The following is a 20,039-nucleotide window of genomic DNA, read 5'->3' as shown; positions in this document are numbered from 1 at the left end:
GCTGCCCCGGTTGGCACGGCACCTATGTCATGGCTGCTCAACCGCGATACGGACTTAGAGCTTTTAGAGAGCATAGCAGGAAAATCCGTTATCTTTCTTGCGTCTTTTGCAAAGGTGTTTTCCGGTGACGGCGTTTCATCCGAAATCAGCGTCTTGGTCCTTATGAGCCCCGATCTGGTGTCGTTTACGTGAACATTACCGCTTGACCGTCGCGGTAAGCCCCCGCACCCTGCAGCTCTATCGCGGCTGCCCGGGGACCATTCGGGGCCTGCCAATTCCGACCTACATCGAACAGGACAGATCCCATGACCACTGACACCGACATTGCCACCCTGATCCGCCGTATCGAAGTGCTGGAAGCCGAGGCTGATATCCGCCGCATTCAGGCGCGCTATATGTTTCTGTGCGACACGCCGATGCCGGAATATGGCGTGAAGAATGATGCCGAGCGCATTGACCTGATCATGGCGCTGTATACCGAAGATGCGGTCTGGGAAGGCGTGGGCGAGTATTACAATGGCCAGTTTGGCCGGGCTGTCGGCGCTGCCGCGATCAAGAAGCATTTTGAGGGCTTCTGGGGCGGCAAGACCGATCCTGCGCTGATTTTGAACTGCCATTACCTGACTTCGGAACAGATCCACATTCACGCGGATGGCACCACCGCCGATGGCCAATGGGTTCATATGCAGCCGTGGTTGTTTTCGGATGGCAAAGCGCTGCTGCGCTCGTCGCGGCTGAACAACACCTTCCGCAAGGAGCCGGATGGCGTGTGGAAGATCACCCGCACCCGGACGGAAAACGTGTTTGTGGCACCGCTTTCTGCCACCTGGGCTTCGGACTATCCGTCGAAATCGGTGCTGATGCAGCCCTGAAGGGGTGGGGGCGGTTTGCGCCGCCCCCTACCGTCAGTCACGCCAGCGTGGGTGCCGGGACAGGGCGGCCTGATGCGCCGCCTCGAAATCCGGGCCGGGTTGTTGAGCGCGGACAAGATCGAGAAACGGATCTTCGACCGGGCCACGATGGTCGGCCAGCTCTTCCAGCACGGCATGGGCGCAGAAAGGTACATAGGCCTCGGCATAGCCACCTTCTTGCACCATCACAATACGGCCCTGACAGTGGCTTTCGGCAAAGTCGATCACCTGCCGTGTCATGGCGCGGAAGCTTTCGCTGTGCAGCAGCATCCGGGCCAGCGGGTCCACCGCATTGGCATCCAGACCGTTGACCACGATCAGCATATCGGGCGCAAAATCACGCAGGGCAGGCAGGATGATATGATCCATCGCTGCCATATAGCTGTCATGCCCTGCGCCGGGCCAGAGCGGCACGTTGAGGGAATAGCCCTTGCCCGCGCCGGCGCCCGTCTCCGTGGTTGCACCGGATGCGCCGGGGGGAAAGCAGGCTTCCTGATGCAGCGACAGGGTGAACACCGATGGGTCGTCCAGAAAACAGGCCTCGGTGCCGTTGCCGTGGTGTACATCCCAGTCGAGGACCGCGATCCGGCCGATGCCTGCGGCCTGAGCCGCGCGCACAGCAATGGCGACATTGGCCAGCATGCAAAACCCCATCGGCATATCGGGCAGGCAATGGTGACCGGAGGGGCGCGATACGGCATAGGCCCGGCGGCGCTGACCGCTCGCGACCTGCATCACCGCTCCCAGCACCTGTCCGGCAGAGAGGCAGGCAATCTCCCATCCATCCGGTCCGAACGGCGCCGTCGGATGCAGGGCGCCGCCGCCCGCGTCGGACAGCTCTTTGAATTGGTCAAGATAGCTTGCAGGGTGAATATGCTCCAACACCTCGCGGGGGGCGGGGGGTGAGGCGACGATGTCAAAGGCATTGGTCAGACCCGAAACCTGCATCAGCGACCACAGCCGCCGTTTGGGTTCGGGCGAGTCGGCGTGACCTGCCCCCGCCGGGGGCTGGACCCAGCCGCCGACCGGCATCACCAGCGCCGAGAGCCCGGCGGAAAACCAAAGTGTCTTTTCGTGAAAATGGAACGACGGGCGGTGTGACGCATCTGTCATGTGGTTTCCTTTTCAATAAACCGCGCGGGCATTTGCCGTCGGATCGGGAACAGCGCGATGTTCCAGCGTTCTGTGACCAGACCCCAAATACCGCGCGGGGCAAACAGCATCATCGCGATGGCGATGGCGCCAAAGATCAGCATCGACCAACCCTCCAGCCCCGACAGGGCTTCGCGCAGCGCAAGAAAGATCAGGGTGCCGATGATCGGGCCTTCGATGGTGCCGATGCCACCGATCACCACGATAAAGATCACATAGGCCGCCCAGTTGACCGAGAATGCCGCATCCGGGCGCACATTGATCTGGGTGATATAGATCAGCGCCCCGGCGGCCCCGGTTATGGCGGCGGCAAACAGGTAGACCCGGCGTTTGGTGCGCGTGGTTTCAACGCCAACCGCCTGCGCGCCCGGTTCACTGTCGCGGATCGCCATCAGCCCCAATCCGGTGCATGACCGCAACAACCAGACCGCGCCCGCCACCGCCACTGCTGCCAGTGCGAGCGCGGCGTAAAAAGTGATATCCTCGCGCAGTCCCCGCTCAAAGCCGCCAAGGCTGCGCACCGCGCGGCCCCGGCCCCCGCCCAGCCAGTCGATGCTGGCATTCGCGGCCAGACGCAGCACTTCGGCGATGACCCAAGTGGCGACGGCGAAATAGGCGCCTTGCAGCCGGAACAACAGCCAGCTTGCGGGCAGCGCGGCAAGGGCTGCCACCGCGGCCGCCAGCGGCAGGGTCAGAAACGGGTTCAGCCCCAGATCTTCGGCCAGCACCACCAGTGCATAGGCCCCAATGCCGACAAAGGCCTGCTGCCCGATCGACACCAGCCCGGCATAGCCAGCCAGCAGGTTCCAGGCCATGGCGAGCGACAGAAAATACAGAAACTCCACGACTGAGCGTTGCTGATAGCCGCTGCCCCAAAGCGGCAGCGACAGAAGGACAAGGCCAAGCCCGGCCAGAATAAGGATGCGTGGCATGGCTCAGCTCCGGTCTATGGTTTCAGGAAACAGGCCCGAAGGCCGGACGATCAGCACGGCCAGCGTGGCCAGATGACCCGTCAACTGGAACCAGCTTGGGTTCAGCGCCCCGCCAATGACCTGCGACAGGCCCAGGATCATGCCGCCGACCAGCACACCGTTGAGCGACCCCATGCCGCCGATGATGATCACCTCAAACGCAAAGATCAGCCGGATCGGGCCGTCAAAGGCCGAAAAGTTTGACCGCATCCCCATCAGCACGCCCGTTACCGCGATGATGGCACAGGCCAGACCCATGGCGAGCGCATAGACATGCTTTGGATCAATCCCCATCAGTGCGGCAATCTGCGGGTCATCCGAGGTGGCGCGGAATGCCCGCCCGATCAGGGTATAGCGAAACAGCAGCTGTAATCCTGCCATCAGGGCAAGCACCGCGCCTAACGTGATCAGCGGCAGTACACCCACAGTCAGCCCCGGCAGCAGCGTGACGCCCGCCGTCTCCAGCGTACCCTGACGCAGCACCATACGGTCTGCCGAAAAGCCCATCAGCAGGCCGTTCTGGATCACAAAGGCCAGACCAAAGGTGATGATCACCGCCGGCATCATGCCGTCTTTCAGCACACGGTTCAGCACCAGACCCTGCAAGGCATAACCAAGGCCGAACATCACCGGGACCAGCACGATCAGCGACACAAGCGGCGACAGCCCCAGCATCTGCGTCACCGCCAGCGCCAGAAACGAGGCCAGCACGACCAGATCACCATGCGCCAGATTCACCGTACGCATGATCCCAAAGGTCAGCGACAGGCCAAGGCCAAGCAGGGCATAGAACCCGCCCAACAGAACCCCGCTTACGAGAGTTGATAAAACGATCATGCAGATACTCCGAAATAGGCGTCCATCAGGGCCTTGCGATCCGTGTCGGCGCAGGGGCCGGTCAGGTTGACGCGCCCTTCCATCAGGCAGCAAAAGCGGGCAGCGACCGAAAGGCTGCGGTTGATGTCTTGCTCGACGATCAGCAGACCCATGCCTTCGGCGGCGATATCGGGCAGGGCGCGGTAAATCTGGTTCACCACAATCGGGGCCAGCCCCAGCGAGATTTCATCCATCAACAGCATCTGTGGGTTTGACATCAGCGCCCGGCCGATGGCGACCATCTGCTGCTCGCCGCCCGACAGATCGAGGCCGCGATTGTCGCGCCGTTTCACCAGTTCGGGGAACAGTTGATAGATCCGCTCCAGCGTCCACGGGCCTTTGCGGCCAGCATAGGCCCCGATGCGCAGGTTATCTTCGACTGTCAGACTGCGAAACAGCCGCCGCCCTTCGGGCACCATGGCGATGCCCTGTGCGGTCAGCCGGTGCGCGGGCTGACCGGCGATATCCTGACCGTTCAGCCGCACCCGGCCTGCACTGGCCGGGAGGGCGCCACAAATCACCTTCATCAAGGTCGATTTTCCAGCCCCGTTCGAACCAACCACCGCCAGAGTCTCGCCCGCCGCAACAGAAAGCGAGATGTCGCGCAGGGCCTGAAACTGATCGTAATGGGCGGCCACGTTTTCCAGATGCAGCAAGGTCATGGCATCAGCTCCAGTGGCGGCTCATCGCCAAAATAGGCGCGGCGGAAGTTGTCAGAGGCCAGCACCTCCAGCGGGGTGCCGCTGGCAATCAGGCGGCCAAAATCCAGCGCAATCAGGCGCGAGACGACCGAAATCAGCGCGTGGACGATATGCTCGATCCAGATGATCGCGACGCCAGAGGTGTTGATCTCACGGATCAAAGCGACCAGATCCTGTACCTCGAAATCCGACAAACCGCCTGCAATCTCATCCAGCAGCAAGACCTTTGGCCCGCAGGCCAGCGCGCGCGACAACTCCAGCCGCTTGCGCCCCATCAGCGACAATTGCCCGGCGGGCAGGGCGTGACGATCCAGCAGACCGCTGCGGCGCAAGGCATCATGCGCCGCCTGTTCCGCATCGGCACCGTGCAGCCCGCCACCATGAAGGGCTGCGGTCAGCGTGTTTTCCCAGACCGTCAGCCCGGAAAAAGGTTGCGGAATCTGGCTGGTGCGAACCAGTCCCGCCCGACAGCGGGCCGCTTGCGGCAGGTCACTGGCAGAGACGCCAGCGAACAAGACCTGCCCGGCGCTGGGGCGCACATCGCCGGACAGCATCTTTAACAGCGTGGTCTTGCCTGCGCCGTTGGGACCGAGCACGCCAAGAGCCTCGCCGGGCGCAAGCGTGAACGATACGTCTGACACCACGGTCACCGCGCCGTAGGAACGGGTCAGCCCCCGTGCTTCCAGCACGGGGGGAAGTGTGTCGGGGGGCATCGTCACCAGACCTTTGGCAGCAGAGTGCCATCGATGGCAACTTCAGGTGCGGTGGCGTTAAAGGTGCAGACCAGTCTGAAGCCGCCTGCGCCATCTGCCTGCCACTGGCCGCCTGCCAGCGGGGTCTTTGCGACGTTTGGTGCAAGGTCAAAGCCGCCCCATTTCACCGGACCGACACAGGTGGTCAGATCGGTCGCGTTCATCGCTTCGACAATTGCATCGGGTTCGATGGCGGCGGCGCGTTTCAGAACATCGACGGCCACTTCGAACAGCGCATGCACATAGCCGGTGCCTTGCAGCCATTGGTTGCCGGTGGCCATTGTATAACCCTCGGCCAAGGCCGTCGTGGTTTCGCCGGTCAGCGACGAGGTGAACGGATACTGCGGCCCCCAGTAAACCTCGCCCGACAGGTTTTCGCCCAGACCATTGGGGAAACCGGCGATGCCTTTGGGCGTCAGCGCAGCTTTGGCGACCGTGACAAATTTCGGCGCAAACCCCTGTTGTTTGGCCTGCGCCATGAACGTGGCCAGATCTGGGGGCAGCATCACGCCGGTTACGATTTCGACCCCGGCGGCCTTGAACGCATTGATCTCCGCCGAAAAATCATCCTTCAGGTTGGTGTATCGGCCCGGATCGACCAGCGTGAACCCGGCTGCCTGCAATGCGGGCGGAAAGCCAAGAGTGCTGTCGGAAAACGCGATGCCATCCGGGTCGTTTGGCCAGAGCGCACCAACCACCTTGTTGGTTTCCAGCCCGTTCCAGAGACCGAAATACACTTTCATCAGGTCTTCGGCACCCCAGAAGAAATGGTTGGTGTACTTGAAAGATTTCTCGCCCGGCACGCCGCCGCGCCCGAAATACCAGGATTGCCAAGGCGTTGCTGCCGAAATGCAGGGCACGCCGTTCAGTTCGCACAGATCGGCCACCGGATTGGTCGTATCAGGGGTGGAGCCGACCAGCACGATATCAACCTCATCCTGAAAAATCAGGTCCGATGCCATATCGCCGGCGCGGTTCGGGTCCGATTGGGTGTCTTTTTCGATGATCTCGATGGCGTAGGTGCCGCTGGTGGTTTCCAGCGTATCGCCAAGCGTGGCGCGGATGGCGTCGATCACATAGCCATCACTTTCGGAGATGCCGCTGAGCGCACCAGAGCGGGGCGAGACATAGCCGATACGGATGGTGCCGTTCTGGGCAAAGGCCCGGCGCGGGGGCAGGGTGGCAGTTGCCGCGATAGCGGCGGAGGATAGTATGAGGTGGCGGCGGGTGAGGTGTCTGGACATGATGAGGTTCCTGTCAGAGTTGAGGATGGTCAGGCGTGGGCGGCGCGGATCATGTCGGCGGCTTTCTCGCCGATCATGATGGCGGGGGCATTGGTATTGCCCGAGGGCACGCTGGGGATGACCGAGGCATCGGCGACGCGCAGACCCTTGACCCCGTAAACCCGCAGAGCCGGGTCCACGACTGACTGGGCCGTGACTCCCATCGCGCAGGTGCCGACCTGATGATGATAGCTGCCAACGGCGGCGCGGGCGTAATCGGCAAGCGCTGCATCATCGTTGCGGGCAGGGCCGGGATAGACCTCACCTTTCACCCAATCCTTCAGGGCAGGCTGCGCCACGATTTCGCGCAGTTGCTTCATCGAGGTTACCAGTGTCTGCACATCGTAATCGGTGGCCAGCAGGTTCGGATCCAGGTGCAGCGGATCGTTGATATCCGCGCCGGTCAGCCGGATTTCCCCGCGTGACGTCGGGCGAAGACCCGCCGCATGCAGGGTAAAGGCGTTCATCGGCCCCTCAAAGCCGGGCGCATAGGCGGGCACCGAAAAGAACAGCGGTTGAGTGTCAGGCACCACGACCGACGGGTGCGAGCGCAAAAAGGCGTGGACCTGCATCGGCGGCAAAGCAGGATCGGTGGGAAATGGGTAATCGTCGCGCGATTCAAACACCATCGGCAGCAGCGTGTGGTCATGCAGGTTCTGTCCGACACCGGGCAGATCGACGACCGGGGCAATGCCAAAGCCATCCAGATGCGCAGCGGGGCCGATGCCCGACAGCATCAGGATGCGGGGGCTTTCCAGCGTGCCCGAACTCAGCACCGCTTCGCGGCCCACGCCGATGTCAAACCGTTCAGCCCCCCTGCGGCACGTGACGCCGACGACCCGGCCGCTCTCGATCACCACTTTCTCTACCCGTGTTCCGGGCAAGACGGTCAGGTTGGGCCGGTCGCGTGCCGGGGCCAGGAAGGCGGCAGCGGTCGAGGCCCGCTGGCCGTTGCGTGTGTTGAACTGTATCCGGCTGATGCCGTCCAGGGTGGCCCCATTGTAGTCGGGGTTATAGGGGATGCCCGCCTGTACGGCCGCGTCAATCAGGGCATCCATCACCGGATGCGCGGTGTAATCTGTCGTCACCCGCAGCGGGCCCCCAGTGGCGTGAAAGGCGTCAGCCCCGCGGTCGAAGTCTTCGGATTTCCTGAAATAGGGCAGCACATTTGCCCAGTCCCAGCCGCGGCAACCTGCCAGCGCCCAGGAGTCGTAATCCATCGCATGACCACGCACATAGATCATGCCATTCATCGCCGATGATCCGCCGATCACTTTGCCACGCGGCCAGTAGATCTGCCGGTTGTGACAGTGCTTCTGAGGCACGGTGGACTGGCCCCAGTCATAGTCGGAATGCCAGATCTCGATGGTGCGCAACGGGGTAGAAACCATGCCGGGCGTGTCGCCATGGCCGCCCTCGATCAAGAGGACCGTGGCGGTTTCATCTTCGCTGAGCCGGGCGGCAAGCACGCAGCCAGCAGAGCCGCCGCCGCAGATGACGTAATCATAGGTTTTGCCGGTGGTGTCGACGGCGGGGAAGGGGGCAAGAGGTGTCATGTCAGACCTGTCGCTGGGTGACGCCGGGCCATAAGCCGTCGGTCCGCGAACCGGGGCTGCGGGCGTCAGGGTTGGGAGGAGGTGTGTGGTGCGAAAGGTCGGGGGTCAGCCGGGTCTGGTGAGGGTCATTTCGGGGGCTCCTGTTGGGCGGCCGGGGTCTTTGCGCCCCTTGGCCGGATTGATCTGCGCGGCCCCGAGGGGCCACGCCGGTTCTTTATGATGGATCAGCGGTAAGCGATGCAGACCGATTTGGTTTCCAGATAGTTATCCAATGCGCCCGCGCCATGTTCGCGCCCGATGCCGGATTGCTTTACGCCACCAAAGGGCATGTTCTGGTCGGGAATGTTGTGACTGTTGACCCAGACTGTCCCGGCCTGAATTTTCGGCACATAGCGCATCACCTTGTTCAGATCGCGCGTCCAGAGCGAGGCACCAAGGCCGTATCGGGTGTCATTGGCCAGCCGGACCGCGTCATCCGGGTCGGTGAAGGGGGTCATGGTGACCACAGGACCGAACACTTCGTCCTGCATCAGCGCCATGTCTTGCCGGACATCGGTAAAGAGTTCGGGGGCGACGTAAAACCCGGTCTCGGGGGCGGTGCCATTGATCACAGGCGTTGCCCCATCCTCCAGCCCACGGGCGATGCATGCCTTTACATGCGCCTGATGCCGGGCGGAAACGACCGGATTGATCTGGTTTGCAGGATCAAGGCCAGATCCGATCGCCAGGCTGCGGGTGACATTCGCAATCACCTCCAGCGCCTTTTCATAGATGCCCTTCTGCGCATAGATCCGCACTCCGGCGCAGCAGGTCTGGCCGGTGTTGAAGAAGGTGCCGATCCCGGCGGCTGCGCCCAGCAGGTCCAGATCCATATCGTCGAACATGACCATGGGGGCCTTGCCGCCCAGTTCCAGCGTCACGCGCTTCATGTCTTTCATCGCCTGAATACCGATCAGCTTTCCGGTTTCGGTCGATCCGGTAAAGGTGATCTTGGCGATGCCAGGGTGGGCAACCAGTGCCGCCCCGGCTTCGTGCCCGGTGCCGGTCACCACGTTCACCACGCCTTCGGGAATCCCCGCCTCCAGCGCCAACTGGGCCAGACGGATCGCGGTAAGCGGAGTTTCCTCTGCGGGTTTGAGCACCACGGTGCAGCCTGCGGCCAGCGCTGGCGCGATCTTCCACGTCGCCATGTTGAGCGGAAAGTTCCACGGGGTGATCGCCGCCACGACGCCCACAGGTTCTTTGCGGGTGAATGCCTGATAGCTCATGCCCGGCGGAATCGGGATCGAGACATCCAGCGTGGTTCCCTGGATCTTGGTCGACCAGCCTGCCATATAGCGGAAATATTCTGCCGATGACTGCACTTCGATGAGGCGCGACAGCAGGATCGACTTTCCCTGATTAAGCGTTTCCAGCTGGGCCAGTTCTTCGCCATTCTGTTCGATCAGATCGGCGAGTTTCAGCATCAGCCCCTGGCGCTGAACCGGCAGCATCCGTGACCATGGGCCCTCGAATGCAGCTTGTGCCGTTTTGACGGCACGGTCCACATCGGCCGCTGTTCCTGCCGGAACCCGGCTCAGTTCGGCGCCGGTGGCGGGGTTGAATACGGCAAAGGTATTTCCCGAAGCTGCCGCCACGGTGTCTGCTCCGATCACCATTCCGGGGGATTTCAGGAAGGCCGCCACGGCGGGCATGATTTCTGATACAGGGCTGTCAGGTGGCGCGATTCTCATTTCAGGCTTCCTTGTCTGTTGGATTAATATGCATCTTTCACGTGCATTATCATGTAAATTCTGTTGACCTCAGCTGTTGCTGTCAGCCATTTGGCGCTCTGCCTAGAATGCAGGCATCATGCCGTTGTGCAGGTCGGTCGAAGCACGAAGTTGAAAGCCGCATGCCATTGTTCGGTCGGGCTTTGCACTGGCCTGAAATCGGCGATCAACGATGCCTTGACCCCAAACACCGCATCCGAGGTCAGATACGCATCACCGCTGACAAAAATGTGCGTGATCAGGCGGGCATGACCGGGGGCGGTGACCCGGAAATGCATATGCGCGGGACGCCAGGGGTGGCGGCCAAGAGCACCCAGCATCTGCCCCACCGGGCCATCATCGGGAATCGGGTATGAGACTGGCTTGATGCCGCGAAAGGCATAGGCTCCGTCAGGGCCGGTGCGGAACACGCCGCGGTTGTTCCACTTTGGCTGCAGGTCCGGCTGCTGCACATCATAAAACCCGTCGGCATTGTCGGACCACACATCGACCAGCGCATTGGCAATCGGCGCGCCATTCAGATCCAGCACACGGCCCTCATACAGGCAGATCTCGCCCTTGCCATCCAGACTGATGCAGGTGCCCAAGGGCAATTCCGGCGCGCCGTCCACATGGAACGGGCCAAAAACGGTGGAATCCGTGGCACCTGCCGGCACCCGGTTGTTGACAGCATCAACCAGCATCGACACCCCAAGCGCATCGGACAGCAGGATGAATTCTTGCCGGGTATCGGTGCAGATCTGTCCGGTGCGGGTCAGAAAACTGATCGCGGTTTCCCATTCTGCCTCGGTCAGCGTGACATCCTTGATGAAGGCATGCAGGTGGTTGACCAATGACGTCATCACCTGGCGCAGCCGCGGATCGGTCGCTACCCCGATGCGGTCGTTGACCGTTTCGGCGGAGGTGGCTTCGGAAAAGTAGCTCATGGCGGTCTCCTCAACCGGGGATGGGCGCTGCGCCGGTGTGGGCACGGGTGATGAGTGCGGTCAGCGCATCGCGCTCCAGCGGGCGGGGGTTCCAATAGGGATTGGCCAGTGCCAGATCGACAGCACGGGGAATGCCGGTTTCGGGCATGCCAAGCGCCTCCAGCGAGGTAGGGGCACCGACCGCGTGGCCAAGCGCATAGAGCGCCTGTGCAGGATCGGGGCCGAGCACGGTGCGTAGCAGCGCCATCGCCTCTGGTATCGCTGGGGCGTTGTAGGCCAGCGCATGTGGCAGCATCAACGTGTGGGTTTCGGCATGGGGCAGATCAAACGTGCCGCCCAGCGTGTGGCACAGCTTATGGTGCAGTGCCATGCCAACCGAACCGAGACAGATGCCGCAGAGCCACGCGCCATACAGCGCATCGGCGCGCGCAGTGCGATTGTGCGGATCGCTGCTGATGGCGGGCAGAGCGCGAACCAGTGCTCTTATCCCCTCCACCGCCATCAGGTTTATCACCGGATTGGTATCGCGGGCATAAAGCGCCTCGACCGCATGGGCGATGGCATTGATGCCGCTGGTCCCCGACAACGCCACCGGAAGGTCCAGCGTGTAGTCGATATCGTAGATCACCACCTGTGGCAGCACCTTTGGCGTGGTTTGCGTGCGCTTTTGCCCGCCCGAGGTCTCACCCAGAATCGGGGTCATCTCGGACCCGGCATAGGTGGTGGGCAGAACGATCTGCGGCAGGCCGGTGCGCAGGGCAATTGCTTTGCCAAGGCCGGTGGTGGAACCGCCCCCGATGGCCACCACCACATCTGCCTTAAGCTGGCGGGCGCGGTCGGCTGCAAGATCGCTGACATCGACCGGCGTATGCATGACCGCACCGGCGAACACGCCGACCGTAGCCTCACCCAGCAGATCGGCAAGCCTTTGCCCTTGGGCTTCCTGCGCCGGTGTCGTCAGGATCAATGCGCGACGGGTGCCAAGCCGGGCCATTTCGTCGGGCAGGGCTGCCGTGGTGCCGAAACCAAAAACGACGCGTGACGGATGACCTGTGTAGATAAACCCGGAGCCGGTCATGATACGCTGCCTGTAGCTATCTGATAATCCACCTGATGCCGGGCGATGCGCAGCCCGGCCAGCCGGTCCCGCACGGCAAGATGTTCGGGGTGAACCGCATAGGCGGCGAGTGCGGCTTCGGATTCAAATTCCGTCAGCAGCAGCATATCGCAGGCATAGTCGATCCGACTGATATCGACACCGATCTCAAGACGCGTCATGCCGGGGATGCGATCCCGCAATGCCTCGAACGCGTCGCGGACCGCGTTGATGGCATCGCGTTTTTCGGCGTCATTGCTGCCGGTCACATCCCACATCACGATGTGGCAGATCGGGGAAGCGTTGGCATCTTTCATAGGGGACTCCGGTATCTGACGTTCCGGGCTGGGTTCCGGTTGCGTCACAGTGGCACCATGTAATTGCAGGATAAATCACGCAATTTGCGAAACATCATTGCAGACGCCGCAAAGATTGGTGCGAAAGCAAACAAATTATAGCTGATTCGGCACAACACTGTTATGGTAATATTACTGTAACATGACAGCGGGTGGCCCGAATGGACCGGATTACAGAGCTACAGGTTTTCGCAGCGATTGCTGAAGAAGCAAACCTGACCAGAGCCTCTGAAGTGCTGGGTCTGTCAGTATCCGGGGTCAGTCGGACCTTGTCAGCACTGGAGACACGGCTAGGGGTGCGGCTTGTACAGCGGACAACGCGGCAAATGTCGCTGACTTCTGAAGGCGAGAGCTTTGCGCGCAATGCGCGCGAAATCCTGAACAGCCTGCGCGAGGCCGAGGAAAGCGTGATCCGGGGCGCGGCAGAACCGTTCGGCACGCTGCGCATCGGGGCGTCGTTGTCATTTGCGCTGCTGCATCTGATGCCGGTCATCCAGACCTACAAGGCGCGCTATCCGCTGGTGCGGATCGAGATTCAGGCTTCGAACCGCTACTGTGACATCATCGAAAACGGGCTGGATCTGGCCATCCGCACCAGACGAGCCGAGGCTGACAGTTCCGTCACCATCCGCAAACTGGCCGAGGTGCCGCGGATGCTGGCTGCCGCACCGGGCTATATTGCCAGATACGGCACGCCAGAGCATCCCGACGATCTGCGAAAGCACAAGTTGTTGTTGTATTCATTGGCCGAAGACTGGGATGTGCTGACCCTGACGAAAGCAGGCACGACCAGCCGCTTGAATGTGTCGGGGGATCTGGTGGCAAATGATGGCCAGCTGTTGCGTGACGCGGCACTGGGCGGCATGGGGATTCTGGTTCAGCCCGCCTATATCATATATGACGATCTGCGCGCAGGACGACTGCTGCCGGTATTGCCAGACTGGACACCCTGCGGGTTGACCATGAACCTTGCCTATCCTACCCGCAGTTTCCTGCCGATGCGTGCGCGCCTGTTCATTGATGCCTTGGTCGGACACTTTCGCGAGAATGGTTTTGAGAGTCTCTGGGCAGAGCAATTTGTAGGATCAAAGCCTGTTTTTGAGGCAGATCCAGAGCTGTTTACCGTGGTCGCAACGCCAGAACAGGCCAGGAAGGCTGTTTTGCAAAAATCGCAATAATACATGAAAAATCACGTGCTAGCGTGAGGTGTTGTTGGCGGGGTCTGCCCTGCCACGTTCCAGAAAAAACGATGCCAACAGGAGAATGAAATGACTGCTTGCACCCTTGCACAGCATATCCGCCGTGCCACCGTGGTTTGTGCCGCGGTTGCGGTCAGCGCCGTGACGACATCTGCCGCTCTGGCCGAAGATGTCTTGCGCTCGCTGACTGCCTTTCCCTCTACCGACAATACATCACAGCTGTATGTCCGTTTCGCGGATGCCGTGAATGAGCGTGGCAAGGGTATTGTCCGGGTTGATGTGATTGGCGGTCCCGAGATCGTGCCGGGGCTGCAGCAGATTGAGGCCGTCGGGCGGGGCGTGGTCGACATGACCTTTGGCCCGATCAGCTATGCGCTGGGAAGCATGCCAGAGGCTGACGCCTGGGTTGGCAGCGACCTTGATCCGATGGTAACCCGTGAAAACGGCGGCTTTGCACTGGTTCAGCAAGTTGCAGCGGAAACGCTGGGCATTCACATCCTGGCGCGCTTTGCCCCGGCTGCGCCGCTGCATCTATATCTGCTGGAGGAACCTGCCCGCAAGGAAGACGGATCAATTGATCTGACCGGGAAACGTCTGCGGGCGTCGCCTTTGTATAATGCTTTTTATGAAAGCCTTGGCGCAATTCCCGTCAGCATCCCCGTGCCGGATGTTTATACCGGGCTGGAGCGTGGCACCTTTGACGGGCTGGGCTATCCGCCTTCGGCAATCGAAGGCTGGAACTGGGACCGCTTTCTGAAATATCGCGTTGATCCCGGCTTTTTGCAGGCCGATCTGGGAATCTACATCGCGCCCGCCAAATGGGCCACGCTGAGCGAAGAATCGCGCCAGATCCTCACGGAGGTTGCCATTGAGTTTGAAGCCAGCAGCTATGAGGACTGGCAAAAGCTGACCGGCGATGTGAATGCGCGTTTCGAGGCGCAGGGCATGCAAGTGGTGCAACTGGAAGGCGACGCCGCCAAGGCTTTTGTCGATGCGGCACATGATGCGGTCTGGAATCGGCTGAAAGCCTCGGGATCGCCGCATGCAGATGCGCTACGCGCGCTGTACTTCTCGCGCTGAGAACGCCCGGTGCCGGGCCCTTCGGTCCGGCACCCAGCCAGGAAAAGCACAATGATCCTTCTGAAACTCTATGACCGCATAATTTTGGGGCTGGCGGCACTGGGGGCGGCCAGCCTGGCCGTCGTAACGGTGCTGATCATCTATGATGTGCTCAGCCGTAATCTGGGCTGGACACCGCTGAATGCAACCAGTGCGATTGTTGAATATGCGCTGCTGTTCAGCACGATGGCCGCCGCGCCATGGCTGGTGCGTATAAATGGGCATGTCTCGTTGTCATCTGTCATCAAGCTGACCCCGCGCGCCGTGCAGCGGGGGGTCAATCGCTTGGTATTGCTGATTGCGGCAAGTGCGGTTGGCATTCTCGCCGTGGTGTCAGGCCGTATCGGGCTGCGGCAATGGCAGTCTGGCACGATCGACATGCGGTCAGTCGATCTGTCGGGCTGGCTGCTTTACGCATTCATGGCGCTTGGCTTTGCGCTGATGGCCACCGAGTTCTTGCGCATGTTGCTGCGGGGCGAAGAGTACACTGGCGCCGGGGGCGAGCATTGACATGATGGAATGGTATGAAGCGACCGCCTTTCTGATCGGTGGTCTGATGGTTCTGATGCTGTTCGGGATGCCGGTGGCGGTGGCCTTTCTGATCATCAACATGGCCGGGGTCATGGTGCTGATGGGCGGCATTGGCGGGATCGAGCAGCTGTTGACCAATGCGACGGCGGCGGTCACGTCATTCACGCTGGCTCCGGTTCCGCTGTTCCTGATCATGGGCGAATTGCTGTTTCACTCGGGTCTGGCCATCGGCGTGTTCAACGCTCTGGACAAGTGTTTTGGCGGGGTGCGGGGACGGCTTGCATATCTGACCGTGGGTGGCGGCACGATCTTTGCCACGCTGTCGGGGTCGTCGATGGCGAATACAGCCATGTTGGGATCTACTTTGATGCCCGATATGTTGAATCGCGGTTACAAGAAATACATCGTCATGGGGCCGATCATCGCTACGGGTGGCCTTGCAATGATCATTCCGCCGTCTTCTTTGGCTGTACTTTTGGGGTCACTGGCGCGGATCGACGTGGGTGCGTTGCTGATTGCGGGGCTGATCCCCGGTCTGGTGCTGGCGATGCTCTATGTCGGCACCATCTGGCTGATGATCCGCATCGACCCTGAAGCGGCCCCCGGTTACACGCCTGAAACGCACAGCCTGCAAGAGGTGCTGGGCGGCTTGATCCGCGATGTGCTGCCGATGGCGCTGGTGATCTTTGCCGTGGTTGGTCTGATCCTGCTGGGCTGGGCGACGCCGACAGAATCCGCCGCCTGTGGCACAGCGGCCGTCGCCATTCTTGCGCTGTTGTACCGGCGGTTGAGCATGGAGGTGATTGTCAAATCGCTGCGCGGCTCGGTCAAGGTATCGGCGATGATGCTGATGATTATCCTTGGCTCGACCACCTTTTCCCAGATCCTTGCGTTCTCGGGGGCTTCACAGGGGCTGATCGCCTTTGCCACCAGCTTTGATCTGTCGGCCTATGCCATGTTGCTGGCCATGCTGATCGTGCTGATCATTCTGGGCATGTTCATGGATCAGCTGTCGATTATGATGCTGACCTTGCCGATCTTTATTCCGCTTGTCGTGCTGTATGAGTTTGACACCGTCTGGTTCGGGATCGTGATGCTGCTGGCGTTGGAGTTGAGCCTTGCCACTCCGCCATTCGGACTGTTGCTGTTTGTCATGCTGGGGGTGGCGCCGCGCGGGACAACGATGAAAGAGGTGGTGTACGCATCCGTGCCATTCATTCTCTGCACACTCGTCCTGATCGGTCTGCTGGCGGCAGTGCCGGATCTGGCACTGTGGCTTCCTTCGGTGATGCGCTGAATGGTCTGGGGCGACGTTGCGCGCCCCGGACTGTCTCTTGCCAAAGGGCTTTCGGTGCGCCATCCAAGGGCATGAGTGATTTCGCCAAAAATGCCCGCTTTGCCACCGATGCCCTGCGCGATCTGTTTGATCCGACGCCGTTGCAGCGCAATGACTATCTGTCGCAGCGGTTTGGGGCCGACATCTGGCTGAAGCGCGAAGATCTGTCGCCGGTGCGGTCTTACAAACTGCGCGGTGCCTTTACCGCAATGCGCAAGGTGCGTGAGGCAGAGCCGGGGCAAGAGCATTTCGTCTGCGCCAGTGCGGGCAATCATGCGCAAGGGGTGGCCTTTGCCTGCCGGCATTTTGGCGTGCGCGGCACGATTTTCATGCCGGTGACGACACCGCAGCAAAAGATCGACAAAACGCGGGTTTTCGGCGCAGGTCAGGTGCAGATCGTGCTGACAGGTGACTATTTTGATCAGACACTGGCAGCCGCCAAGGCGTTTTGCATCGAGAAAGACGCGTATTTTCTGTCACCCTTTGATGATGCCGATGTCATTCTGGGGCAAGCCTCGGTCGCGGTTGAAATGCTGGATCAGCTGGGCGGCGACCCCGATCTGGTCATCTTGCCCGTGGGCGGCGGTGGGCTTTCGTCAGGGGTGACGCGCTATCTGCGCGAGGTTGCGCCAGAGGTGGACTTTCGCTTTGTGGAGCCGCTGGGCGGCGCCTCGTTGCTGGCCGCGCTGCGCGCGGGGCAGCCTGACACGCTGAGTACGGTGAACAGTTTTGTTGACGGGGCTGCTGTCGCGCGTTTGGGGGACCAGACCTTTGCCCTGCTGAAATGGGTTGATCTGGCGCAGGTCTTGCTGGCCCCCGAGGACCGCATCTGCATCACCATGCTGGAGATGCTGAATGTCGAAGGCATTGTGCTGGAGCCTGCCGGAGCGCTGTCGGTGGATGTTTTGCCGGAATTGGCAGAGGTGATCCGGGGCAAGACGGTGGTGTGTGTCACATCCGGCGGCAATTTCGATTTTGAACGTCTGCCCGAGGTGAAAGAGCGGGCGCAGCGCTTTGCCGGGTTGAAAAAATACTTCATTCTGCGGATGCCGCAGAGGCCTGGTGCGTTGCGCGAGTTTCTGGAGATGCTGGGACCAGAGGATGATATCGCGCGGTTTGAGTATCTCAAGAAATCGGCGCGCAACTTCGGTTCGGTCCTGATTGGAATTGAAACAAAATCACCAGAGAATTTCACCAGACTGTTTGCGCGGCTGGATTTGGCCGCGTTTCCCTATCGTGACATCACCAACGACGGGATTCTGTCAGAATTCCTGATTTAGGCTGCCAGCGTCTTTATGCCACCCAGAAAGGCGGCTCGGGACTGATGATAGATGTCGATGACCGCATCCAGTGTCACGTCGTCAAACCCAGTGGCGGCGCGGCGTTCGCCAGTCTGGCAAATCTGCGCGAGTTCGGCAAAGCCGAGGTTCAGCGCGCTGCCCTTGAGGAAATGAAGATCGCTTTCCACAGAGCCGGTATCTGACAGGGCCCGCAGGCGGGCGATCACCTCATCCGTTTCCTGCAGAAAAATTGCGACGATCTCTTCGAAACACTCAGGCCCGATTTCGCCAAGCAACTCTTGAACGCGACGCCAATCAATCATCACACCACCCGTCATTTAGGCCCCAATGGTAACCTGTCCTTTTGTCAATAATTGACGTTAGGGGTTAAGCTTTTGTTATCAAAATTAAGCGCAAATCGGGCAATAAGCGAAAGTTTTAGTTTTCACGGATGGTTAAGGTCCGGGCTGTCAAATCATTCTGTGCAGCATGGACGAAACCCGATGATCCTGACGGACCTCCGCAGCCTTGATTCCCCCGGCGGTGCATCAGCACAGCTGGGGCCTTTGCGGGTGCTCATTGTCGATGACAGCAAGGCCCAGCGGATGATGTTGACAATGTCGTTGTCGCGCTGGGGCTATGAGGTGGACGAGGCGGCGTCGGGCGAAGATGCGTTGATTGCATGTCAGGCTGTGGTTTATGACATTATCCTGTCGGACTGGATGATGAATGGCATGTCGGGGCTGGAGCTGTGCGCCGCATTCCGCGCGCTGGGGCGCGAAGGGTATGCCTATTTCATCCTGCTGACATCCAAATCCGAAAAGACCGAAATCGCCAAAGGCTTGGAGGCGGGCGCCGATGACTTTCTGACCAAACCCGTCTCGGCCGACGAGCTGCGCGCACGGTTGCGCGCGGGGGAGCGGATCGTCGGGATGCACAAAGAACTGGTGCAGAAAAACCACTTGCTTGGAAAGACACTGGCCGAATTGCAGCGCGCGCAGGAAATGGTTGACCGCGATCTGATCGAAGCGCGGAAACTGCAGCAAAATCTGGTGCGGGAGCGGTTCCGCGACTGGGGGCACGGCGCCGCCACCTTGTTTTTGCGGACCTCAGGTCATGTGGGCGGCGATCTCGCCGGCTTTTTCGAATTGGATCCGACGCATGTGGCGCTGTATTCGGTGGATGTCTCCGGTCATGGTGTTGCCTCTGCCATGATGACCGCGCGGCTGGCAGGTTATCTGTCGGCGGCCGCCCCGGATCAGAACATCGCTTTACAGCGCCGCGCTGACGGCAGGTTTGACGCTTTGCCACCCGAAGAGGTTGCGGCACGGTTCAATCGGACAATGCTGGAGGATTTGCAGGTCGATCAGTATTTTACCATGGTCTATGCCCAGGTCGATCTGCTCAGCGGCGCGGTGGCTCTGGTGCAGGCCGGGCATCCCTATCCGTTGATCCTGCGCCGGGATGGCCGGATTGACCGGCTGGGCGATGGCGGTTTGCCGATCGGGCTGCTGGGTGATGCGCTGCATGAGCGGGTGACGGCACAGCTGTACCCCGGTGACCGGCTGTTCCTGCTGTCAGACGGGTTGACGGAATGCCCCTCACCACAGGGGGATGAGTTGGGGGATGACGGGCTCGAAGCGTTGATACGCAAGAACAGTGGGCTGGACTCTGCGCAGTTGCTGGATGCGCTGATCTGGGATCTGGCGGCGCATATGGGGTCAGAGGATTTTCGGGATGATGTGTCGGGACTGCTGTTTGATTATCGGGGCTGATTGCGCAGCGCGCAGGCCAGAAATGCCCGGTCTCCGGTGTTGGTGATCTGCTTCAGCGCTTGATCCGCTGGCATCCAGACGGCAGTGTGCCCCGGCTCTGACGGCGGTCCGAGCCGAAGGACGGGGCGGGCCAGATAGATGGTGCAGACCTTTTCGGCCCATTTGTTGTATTCCGGCATATAGGTGAACCGCCGGTACGCCCCCAGCCTGCGTGTCACGGCAATTTTCCAGCCGGTTTCCTCGAACACTTCGCGGTGCAGTGCGGCGACCGGATGCTCACCGGCGTCGATGCCGCCACCAGGCAGCTGAAACTCGGGTCTGGGTTCCGCCTGATGCGTTGTCAGCAAGGTCCGGCCATCCAGCAGCACGGCATAGACGCCGGGTCTGGGGCGGTATGTCTGGCCGGGTTTGACCGCTTCCCCATAACGCCGCATGCGATTGCCCCCT

20 protein-coding genes are annotated in these 20,039 nt (G+C 60.9%); 7 read left to right on the top strand and 13 right to left on the bottom strand.

Translation table 11 applies throughout. The features are described from left to right. The first annotated feature begins 305 nt into the window (after positions 1–305). The gene (locus tag D1012_RS09450; protein ID WP_118151477.1) at positions 306–872 is read left to right on the top strand and encodes a nuclear transport factor 2 family protein; all 567 of its coding nucleotides are present in this window, start codon (positions 306–308) and stop codon (positions 870–872) included. Positions 873–905: 33 nt separating this feature from the next. Here the strand turns inward: D1012_RS09450 and D1012_RS09445 are convergent, their stop codons facing one another. The 11 genes from D1012_RS09445 to D1012_RS09395 form a co-directional block, all read right to left on the bottom strand. Continuing rightward, the gene (locus D1012_RS09445) at positions 906–2,024 is read right to left on the bottom strand and encodes a class II histone deacetylase (RefSeq protein ID WP_118151475.1); all 1,119 of its coding nucleotides are present in this window, start codon (positions 2,022–2,024) and stop codon (positions 906–908) included. After that, positions 2,021–2,995, bottom strand: a complete 975-nt coding sequence (locus D1012_RS09440) for a branched-chain amino acid ABC transporter permease (protein ID WP_118151473.1) — start codon at positions 2,993–2,995, stop codon at positions 2,021–2,023. The genes D1012_RS09445 and D1012_RS09440 overlap by 4 nt, the downstream gene beginning before the upstream one ends. Positions 2,996–2,998: 3 nt before the next feature. Continuing rightward, a complete protein-coding gene (locus tag D1012_RS09435) occupies positions 2,999–3,871 on the bottom strand; it encodes a branched-chain amino acid ABC transporter permease (RefSeq protein WP_118151471.1) in 873 nt (290 codons plus the stop codon). Next, a complete protein-coding gene (locus D1012_RS09430; protein ID WP_118151469.1) occupies positions 3,868–4,572 on the bottom strand; it encodes an ABC transporter ATP-binding protein in 705 nt (234 codons plus the stop codon). Before D1012_RS09430 ends, D1012_RS09435 begins: the two co-directional genes overlap by 4 nt. Further along, the gene (locus D1012_RS09425) at positions 4,569–5,324 is read right to left on the bottom strand and encodes an ABC transporter ATP-binding protein (protein ID WP_233517071.1); all 756 of its coding nucleotides are present in this window, start codon (positions 5,322–5,324) and stop codon (positions 4,569–4,571) included. Before D1012_RS09425 ends, D1012_RS09430 begins: the two co-directional genes overlap by 4 nt. A gap of 2 nt (positions 5,325–5,326) precedes the next feature. Continuing rightward, positions 5,327–6,607: an ABC transporter substrate-binding protein gene (locus D1012_RS09420; protein ID WP_118151466.1), complete on the bottom strand. Its 1,281-nt coding sequence runs from the start codon at positions 6,605–6,607 to the stop codon at positions 5,327–5,329. Positions 6,608–6,636: 29 nt separating this feature from the next. After that, positions 6,637–8,202 (bottom strand): GMC family oxidoreductase, encoded by a 1,566-nt coding sequence (locus D1012_RS09415; protein ID WP_118151464.1) that lies wholly within the window; start codon positions 8,200–8,202, stop codon positions 6,637–6,639. Positions 8,203–8,426: 224 nt separating this feature from the next. Beyond that, positions 8,427–9,935, bottom strand: coding sequence for an aldehyde dehydrogenase family protein (locus D1012_RS09410; RefSeq protein ID WP_118151462.1), 1,509 nt, complete (start codon positions 9,933–9,935; stop codon positions 8,427–8,429). 116 nt (positions 9,936–10,051) lie between these two features. Next, complete coding sequence (locus D1012_RS09405) at positions 10,052–10,900, bottom strand: intradiol ring-cleavage dioxygenase (RefSeq protein ID WP_118151460.1); 849 nt, start codon at positions 10,898–10,900, stop codon at positions 10,052–10,054. Between the two features lie 10 nt (positions 10,901–10,910). Further along, complete coding sequence (locus D1012_RS09400; RefSeq protein ID WP_118151458.1) at positions 10,911–11,978, bottom strand: maleylacetate reductase; 1,068 nt, start codon at positions 11,976–11,978, stop codon at positions 10,911–10,913. Beyond that, on the bottom strand, positions 11,975–12,313 hold the full coding sequence (locus tag D1012_RS09395; protein WP_118151456.1) for a Dabb family protein: 339 nt from the start codon (positions 12,311–12,313) through the stop codon (positions 11,975–11,977). Before D1012_RS09395 ends, D1012_RS09400 begins: the two co-directional genes overlap by 4 nt. 200 nt (positions 12,314–12,513) lie before the next feature. Here D1012_RS09395 and D1012_RS09390 point away from each other — a divergent pair, with 200 nt between their 5' ends. The 5 genes from D1012_RS09390 (at position 12,514) to ilvA (ending at position 17,817) form a co-directional block, all read left to right on the top strand. After that, the gene (locus D1012_RS09390; RefSeq protein ID WP_118151454.1) at positions 12,514–13,530 is read left to right on the top strand and encodes a LysR family transcriptional regulator; all 1,017 of its coding nucleotides are present in this window, start codon (positions 12,514–12,516) and stop codon (positions 13,528–13,530) included. A 90-nt stretch (positions 13,531–13,620) separates the two neighbouring features. Next, positions 13,621–14,631: a TRAP transporter substrate-binding protein DctP gene (gene dctP / locus D1012_RS09385; protein ID WP_118151452.1), complete on the top strand. Its 1,011-nt coding sequence runs from the start codon at positions 13,621–13,623 to the stop codon at positions 14,629–14,631. Between the two features lie 51 nt (positions 14,632–14,682). Next, positions 14,683–15,180, top strand: a complete 498-nt coding sequence (locus tag D1012_RS09380; protein ID WP_118151450.1) for a TRAP transporter small permease — start codon at positions 14,683–14,685, stop codon at positions 15,178–15,180. Positions 15,181–15,184: 4 nt separating this feature from the next. Continuing rightward, the gene (locus D1012_RS09375) at positions 15,185–16,498 is read left to right on the top strand and encodes a TRAP transporter large permease (protein ID WP_118151818.1); all 1,314 of its coding nucleotides are present in this window, start codon (positions 15,185–15,187) and stop codon (positions 16,496–16,498) included. 71 nt (positions 16,499–16,569) lie between these two features. Continuing rightward, positions 16,570–17,817, top strand: a complete 1,248-nt coding sequence (gene ilvA, locus D1012_RS09370; protein WP_118151448.1) for a threonine ammonia-lyase IlvA — start codon at positions 16,570–16,572, stop codon at positions 17,815–17,817. Here the strand turns inward: ilvA and D1012_RS09365 are convergent. Next, the gene (locus tag D1012_RS09365) at positions 17,814–18,140 is read right to left on the bottom strand and encodes an Hpt domain-containing protein (protein ID WP_118151816.1); all 327 of its coding nucleotides are present in this window, start codon (positions 18,138–18,140) and stop codon (positions 17,814–17,816) included. The two genes, ilvA and D1012_RS09365, sit on opposite strands and share 4 nt — an antisense overlap. A gap of 180 nt (positions 18,141–18,320) precedes the next feature. Between D1012_RS09365 and D1012_RS09360 the strand changes: the two genes are divergently transcribed. After that, on the top strand, positions 18,321–19,592 hold the full coding sequence (locus tag D1012_RS09360; RefSeq protein ID WP_118151445.1) for a PP2C family protein-serine/threonine phosphatase: 1,272 nt from the start codon (positions 18,321–18,323) through the stop codon (positions 19,590–19,592). Here D1012_RS09360 and D1012_RS09355 read toward each other — a convergent pair. After that, complete coding sequence (locus D1012_RS09355; protein ID WP_118151443.1) at positions 19,580–20,026, bottom strand: NUDIX hydrolase; 447 nt, start codon at positions 20,024–20,026, stop codon at positions 19,580–19,582. The two genes, D1012_RS09360 and D1012_RS09355, sit on opposite strands and share 13 nt — an antisense overlap. Positions 20,027–20,039: the final 13 nt, after the last annotated feature.

Source organism: Pseudotabrizicola alkalilacus (assembly GCF_003443995.1).
GTDB lineage: Bacteria > Pseudomonadota > Alphaproteobacteria > Rhodobacterales > Rhodobacteraceae > Pseudotabrizicola > Pseudotabrizicola alkalilacus.
Note: the sequence above shows the minus strand (reverse complement) of the source record. Positions and strands in the feature narration are given on the sequence as shown.

Excerpts from the sequence above, each read along its gene's own strand:
- D1012_RS09445 (WP_118151475.1), bottom strand. The coding sequence starts at position 2,024 with ATGACAGATGCGTCACACCGCCCGTCGTTCCATTTTCACGAAAAGACA.
- D1012_RS09355 (WP_118151443.1), bottom strand. The coding sequence starts at position 20,026 with ATGCGGCGTTATGGGGAAGCGGTCAAACCCGGCCAGACATACCGCCCC.
- D1012_RS09365 (WP_118151816.1), bottom strand. The coding sequence starts at position 18,140 with ATGATTGATTGGCGTCGCGTTCAAGAGTTGCTTGGCGAAATCGGGCCT.
- D1012_RS09395 (WP_118151456.1), bottom strand. The coding sequence starts at position 12,313 with ATGAAAGATGCCAACGCTTCCCCGATCTGCCACATCGTGATGTGGGAT.
- dctP (WP_118151452.1), top strand. The coding sequence starts at position 13,621 with ATGACTGCTTGCACCCTTGCACAGCATATCCGCCGTGCCACCGTGGTT.
- D1012_RS09375 (WP_118151818.1), top strand. The coding sequence starts at position 15,185 with ATGGAATGGTATGAAGCGACCGCCTTTCTGATCGGTGGTCTGATGGTT.
- D1012_RS09415 (WP_118151464.1), bottom strand. The coding sequence starts at position 8,202 with ATGACACCTCTTGCCCCCTTCCCCGCCGTCGACACCACCGGCAAAACC.
- D1012_RS09390 (WP_118151454.1), top strand. The coding sequence starts at position 12,514 with ATGGACCGGATTACAGAGCTACAGGTTTTCGCAGCGATTGCTGAAGAA.
- D1012_RS09435 (WP_118151471.1), bottom strand. The coding sequence starts at position 3,871 with ATGATCGTTTTATCAACTCTCGTAAGCGGGGTTCTGTTGGGCGGGTTC.
- D1012_RS09405 (WP_118151460.1), bottom strand. The coding sequence starts at position 10,900 with ATGAGCTACTTTTCCGAAGCCACCTCCGCCGAAACGGTCAACGACCGC.
- D1012_RS09430 (WP_118151469.1), bottom strand. The coding sequence starts at position 4,572 with ATGACCTTGCTGCATCTGGAAAACGTGGCCGCCCATTACGATCAGTTT.
- D1012_RS09360 (WP_118151445.1), top strand. The coding sequence starts at position 18,321 with ATGATCCTGACGGACCTCCGCAGCCTTGATTCCCCCGGCGGTGCATCA.
- D1012_RS09425 (WP_233517071.1), bottom strand. The coding sequence starts at position 5,324 with ATGCCCCCCGACACACTTCCCCCCGTGCTGGAAGCACGGGGGCTGACC.
- ilvA (WP_118151448.1), top strand. The coding sequence starts at position 16,570 with ATGAGTGATTTCGCCAAAAATGCCCGCTTTGCCACCGATGCCCTGCGC.
- D1012_RS09380 (WP_118151450.1), top strand. The coding sequence starts at position 14,683 with ATGATCCTTCTGAAACTCTATGACCGCATAATTTTGGGGCTGGCGGCA.
- D1012_RS09410 (WP_118151462.1), bottom strand. The coding sequence starts at position 9,935 with ATGAGAATCGCGCCACCTGACAGCCCTGTATCAGAAATCATGCCCGCC.
- D1012_RS09400 (WP_118151458.1), bottom strand. The coding sequence starts at position 11,978 with ATGACCGGCTCCGGGTTTATCTACACAGGTCATCCGTCACGCGTCGTT.
- D1012_RS09450 (WP_118151477.1), top strand. The coding sequence starts at position 306 with ATGACCACTGACACCGACATTGCCACCCTGATCCGCCGTATCGAAGTG.
- D1012_RS09440 (WP_118151473.1), bottom strand. The coding sequence starts at position 2,995 with ATGCCACGCATCCTTATTCTGGCCGGGCTTGGCCTTGTCCTTCTGTCG.
- D1012_RS09420 (WP_118151466.1), bottom strand. The coding sequence starts at position 6,607 with ATGTCCAGACACCTCACCCGCCGCCACCTCATACTATCCTCCGCCGCT.